This is a genomic window from Shewanella sp. 11B5, assembly GCF_002836795.1.
Classification (GTDB): Bacteria; Pseudomonadota; Gammaproteobacteria; order Enterobacterales; family Shewanellaceae; genus Shewanella; species Shewanella frigidimarina.
Genome location: NZ_PJAP01000398.1, coordinates 1 through 5243 on the forward strand (window position 1 = coordinate 1; position 5243 = coordinate 5243).

The 5243-nt window shown below is 41.3% G+C and carries 3 protein-coding genes; all 3 read left to right on the forward strand.

Annotated elements, in window-relative coordinates; translation table 11 throughout:
• Positions 1–666 precede the first annotated feature (666 nt).
• The 3 genes from CXF78_RS09290 to CXF78_RS09300 all read left to right on the forward strand — a co-directional run bounded on the left by CXF78_RS09290 (position 667) and on the right by CXF78_RS09300 (position 5027).
• Positions 667–2097 carry a sigma-54 dependent transcriptional regulator gene (locus tag CXF78_RS09290; protein WP_011636652.1) on the forward strand — a complete coding sequence of 477 codons (1431 nt, stop codon included), beginning with the start codon at positions 667–669 and terminating at the stop codon, positions 2095–2097.
• A gap of 370 nt (positions 2098–2467) precedes the next feature.
• On the forward strand, positions 2468–3685 hold the full coding sequence (locus CXF78_RS09295) for a sensor histidine kinase (protein ID WP_308302244.1): 1218 nt from the start codon (positions 2468–2470) through the stop codon (positions 3683–3685).
• Positions 3678–5027, forward strand: a complete 1350-nt coding sequence (locus CXF78_RS09300) for a sigma-54-dependent transcriptional regulator (RefSeq protein WP_102036608.1) — start codon at positions 3678–3680, stop codon at positions 5025–5027. Before CXF78_RS09295 ends, CXF78_RS09300 begins: the two co-directional genes overlap by 8 nt.
• Positions 5028–5243: the final 216 nt, after the last annotated feature.

Below are 5243 nucleotides of genomic sequence, written 5' to 3' on the forward strand. Positions count from 1 at the left end.
TTGCTGTCTGGCTTAGTATTTAATTTATGATTTCCAACTTTTCATATAAATACTATACATGCAATTCATGTATCCATTTTAAATACCTAATAAAGCTAATTCATTTGCATTATCTCTTTTCCGTGAGAGAGTTTATATTTAACCTCACCACCGAAACAAAACTTGCTCTATTAGAATTTTTGAATGAAAAATCACCATTTTCAACATAAAATGCTATCTGTTGTAGATAAAATGTAACTGATGCTTGCTTATAGTGGGCTGATAATACAATATTTAACCTCAACTCGGGTTAAGATGTGGGTTATGTAAGGCAAAATGACAACATGCGGCCTATTTCATATCAAACTTGTCATTTGTTTTGCTAACAAGGCGCAGTCTCTTATTACTAGCGGCGCCAATAGCTAGCCTATTGCAAGTCAATGCAACACAGTTAGCGAGACAAAGGGCTGTTTGATAACCATTTATTATCCCTAGCTGAGGTTATTTACCATTGAGTTCGTTTTTCTTCACTGTATTTAGCGGATTAACGATCCTGTTTTAGGAATAATGCTAGAATAATGGCTGTGCTGTTAGTTTTTATGACGGCAATGTACTTTGGTTTATGTGGCGATATGCGGCATAATCATCCCGAATCAATACCTATAACAAGAGCTTTTGGCCTTCTGAATGATGCAAATAGAACAAAGAATTTTAATTGTCGGTACCCCATCAGAGCGCGTGACTCGTTTGTGCTGCATTTTCGAATTTCTAGGTGAACAGTGCGAAATTGTCTCTAATGAATCTTTTTTAGCCCTGATTGAGCAATCTCGGTATCGCGCTGTTGTCATAGTTGATGAAAACATCAGCGTCGAGAGTATTAAAAACATAGCCGCTATAGTGCCTTGGCAACCGATGTTGTTATTAGGCGATACCGATATCAATTTATCCAACATGCTCGGCACAATTGAAGAGCCGATAAATTACCCGCAATTGACTGAACTGCTGCATTTTTGCCAAGTTTTTGGCCAAGCCAAGCGAGAACACACTTTAACCAGTGGCAACCAAACCAAACTATTCCGAAGCTTAGTCGGGCGCAGTGAAGGTATTGCTAAAGTCCGCCATTTGATTAACCAAGTATCAAGCTCTGATGCGACAGTATTAGTACTGGGTCAATCGGGGACCGGTAAAGAGGTTGTAGCACGTAATATTCATTATTTATCTGAACGACGAGATGGACCGTTTATCCCGGTCAATTGTGGTGCGATTCCTGCTGAATTACTTGAAAGTGAATTGTTTGGCCATGAAAAAGGCTCTTTCACTGGGGCTATATCATCTCGTAAAGGCCGTTTTGAATTGGCTGAAGGTGGCACGCTCTTTTTAGATGAAATTGGTGATATGCCGCTGCAAATGCAAGTTAAGTTGTTACGTGTGTTGCAAGAAAAGGTATTTGAACGTGTTGGTGGCAGTAAAACAATTGCTACCGATGTGCGTATCGTTGCCGCAACGCATCGCGATCTTGAAACCATGATTGTAGATAACTCATTTCGAGAAGATTTATATTATCGACTCAATGTGTTCCCAATTGAGATGCCAGGATTAAGTGAGCGTCGTGACGATGTGCCGCTACTATTGCATGAATTAGTTAGCCGAGTATTTAATGAAGGCCGCGGTAAGGTTCGTTTCACTCAACGTGCGATTGAATCGTTAAAAGAACACCCTTGGTCTGGTAATGTGCGAGAGTTATCAAACTTGGTCGAGCGTTTAACGATCTTATTCCCTGGTGGATTAGTCGACGTTAATGATTTACCGCATAAGTACCGTTATATAGAGGTACCAGAATATTGCGTTGAAATCAGTGAAGAACAATTAGAGCGCGATGCTTTAGCTTCAATATTCAGTGATGAAGAGCCTGTTGAAATACCTGAAACGCGTTTCCCTAGTGAATTGCCGCCAGAAGGGGTTAATTTAAAAGATTTACTAGCGGAATTAGAAATTGACATGATCCGTCAAGCGCTTGAGCAGCAAGATAGTGTTGTAGCAAGAGCTGCTGAAATGTTGGGTATTCGTCGTACAACATTAGTCGAAAAAATGCGTAAATATGGTTTGAGTAAAGACTAGACCATTATCTGAATTTTGGATTTTATAAAAACACACCCTCAGGTGTGTTTTTTCGTTTTATCAGTAACTGAAAAATTAATGATCTCATGTTTCTAGTGCTTGAGATAATAGCTTGGCACTGCAAATGTTTTTAACTTTAGAAGTAATATATTGTTACCGCTAGATAGTATTGTGATTAAGTAGTTTTATTGTTAGCTGGCCGAATATTGGTTTTGCAAGATGTGGTAAGGCCAATGAACTAAACTCATAAGTATGTTGCTTTATCACTGGCTTAAAACACGGTCTGCCGATGCTTCTATTACTATAAGAAATTGCTTGGCACAGTAAATGCATTCAGCTAATCAAATGTTATTTTTTTGACGGAGCGACCATGTATTTAGCACGAGCGTTAACACATACAGATCATTCAGACTATGAGTTACCTGCGTCAGCTTCGTCTATCACTACAACTGATACAGAGGCGGAATCGCCAGCTATTGGGATTAATTCAGTTCAGCAGCGTAATGTGAACTTTGCAACCAACTTAGCAACTAACTTAGCCACTAATTCTGCCACTCCCGTTATCAGTACTTATTCTAGTAAGGCCGCCAATATGTCAAATCAAATGGCGCATATTCTTCAAGCCATGCCATCTGGTGTGGTGATCCTTGATGGTGACGGTGTGGTTACGTTAGCCAACCCTGTTGCAACCGAACTATTAGGACGACCTCTGCAGGGGGCTCGTTGGTTTGATATTATTCATCGCGCTTTTGCCCCACAAGATGATGACGGCCATGAAGTGTCGCTTAAAAATGGTCGACGAGTAAAATTGGCTATTACGCCATTAGCGCCTGAACCTGGGCAGTTGATTGTGTTAACCGATCTCACTGAGACGCGTTTATTGCAGAAAAACTTGTCTCATTTACAACGTTTATCGGCATTAGGCAAAATGGTGGCGACATTAGCACATCAGGTGCGCACCCCATTGTCTGCAGCTTTGCTGTATGCCTCTAATCTTGCTAGCCCTAAATTATCTGATTCTGCTAGGTCTAAGTTTCAATCTAAATTGGTCGACCGGCTTAACGAGCTAGAACGTCAAGTTAATGACATGTTGCTAATGGCAAGGGGGCGTCAAGATGGGATGGCTGAATCAGTCTCAATGGATGAAATCATTAACCAAGTGATGGCTAGCTGCGAACCGATTGCAGATAAAAAACACTGTCAGCTAGTTGTGGAAGATACTTCACATTCATTGATGCTTGCCAATGCGAATGCTCTCAGTTCTGCCGTTAATAATTTAGTGATGAATAGCATTGAAGCGGGCGCAACAAAAATAAAAGTCAGTGCCAGCGAAACACCAGATGGGCTATTGTTAGATGTCATCGATAATGGCAAAGGGCTCGAGCCGTCAATGCAACAACAAATTCTTGAACCCTTTTTTACCACTAAAAGCCAAGGTACTGGTTTAGGCTTAGCGGTTGTGCAGTCGGTAGTGCGTAACCATGGCGGACAAATTCAATTGTCGTGTAAGCCGGGTATGGGTTGCCATATTAGGTTGAGCTTTCCACACATGAACAAAGCAAGTGATCAGGAGGTGATGCATGGCTGAAGCAAATATTCTATTAGTTGAGGATGATGCTGCCTTACGTGAGGCATTGCTTGATACCCTCATGCTTGCCCATTACGACTGTGTAGATGTAGGTAGTGCTGAAGAGGCCATTCTGGCCTTGAAAGCAAACCATTTTGATATGGTGATTAGCGATGTGCAGATGGACGGTATTGGTGGTATCGGGTTGTTGGGTTATTTACAACAGCATCAACCTAAACTGCCAGTATTGTTAATGACCGCTTATGCCACTATTAACAGTGCCGTGAATGCGATGAAATTAGGTGCCGTGGATTATTTGGCTAAACCGTTTGCGCCTGAAGTGTTATTGAATCAGGTGTCACGTTATTTACCTTTAAAACAAAATCATGATAAGCCTGTGGTCGCTGATGAGAAAAGTTTAGCGCTGTTGTCGCTGGCTCAGCGGGTAGCAGTATCTGATGCATCGGTAATGATTATGGGTCCTAGTGGCTCAGGTAAAGAAGTGTTAGCGCGCTATATTCACCAACATAGTCAACGCCATGATCAACCGTTTATTGCGATTAACTGCGCTGCAATCCCAGAAAACATGTTAGAAGCCACTTTATTTGGTTACGAGAAAGGTGCATTTACTGGCGCTTATCAAGCCTGCCCAGGTAAGTTTGAACAAGCCCAAGGCGGCACTATATTACTTGATGAAATATCTGAGATGGAACTTGGCTTACAAGCTAAATTGCTCAGGGTATTACAAGAGCGCGAAGTAGAGCGTTTAGGTGGCCGTAAAACCATTAAACTTGATGTGCGAGTGTTGGCAACCTCAAACAGAGATTTAAAAGCGATGGCGACCTCTGGTGAGTTTAGGGAAGATTTATACTACCGAATTAATGTGTTTCCGTTAACGTGGCCAGCGCTGCATCAGCGTCCTGCTGATATATTACCGCTTGCACGGCATTTGCTGATTAAACATGCTAAAGCATTTAATATGGCTTCTGTGCCTAAGCTTGATGATGCTGCCACTCGGCGTTTATTGACTCATCGATGGCCTGGTAACGTGCGCGAGTTAGATAATGTTATTCAACGAGCGCTAATATTACGGGTTAATGATGATATTGGTGTCAATGACATTATTTTAGATTCTGCCGATGTGAGTTTAGTTTCAACTGAATGTGTTGATGCGGATAAGCCAGCCGAAGTTGACGGTTTAGGTGACGAACTAAAAGCCCAAGAACATGTCATTATTTTAGAAACTCTAAATCAATGTCAGGGCAGTCGGAAAATGGTCGCTGAAAAACTCGGTATAAGCGCCCGTACGCTACGTTATAAAATGGCCAAAATGCGTGATATGGGTATTCAATTACCTGCTTAACGTAAATGCCGTCAACTAATTGTTAGTTAACGTTATGATTTTATAGCCTAATAAGGCTATTGTTTATCGTTCATCTACGCAAAAGTAACCTGTTTTATTTAATGGAGAGGTTACTTTTGCTTGTGCTACCCCCCCCTGTTATCGACTAATCTTCCACTAATTGTAATACTGGCACCTAAATTGCTTTAACTCTTTATCAGTTATTGTTGTCGTCAA

Coding starts and splice junctions, on each gene's coding strand:
- CXF78_RS09290 (WP_011636652.1), top strand. CDS start 667: ATGATGCAAATAGAACAAAGAATTTTAATTGTCGGTACCCCATCAGAG.
- CXF78_RS09295 (WP_308302244.1), top strand. CDS start 2,468: ATGTATTTAGCACGAGCGTTAACACATACAGATCATTCAGACTATGAG.
- CXF78_RS09300 (WP_102036608.1), top strand. CDS start 3,678: ATGGCTGAAGCAAATATTCTATTAGTTGAGGATGATGCTGCCTTACGT.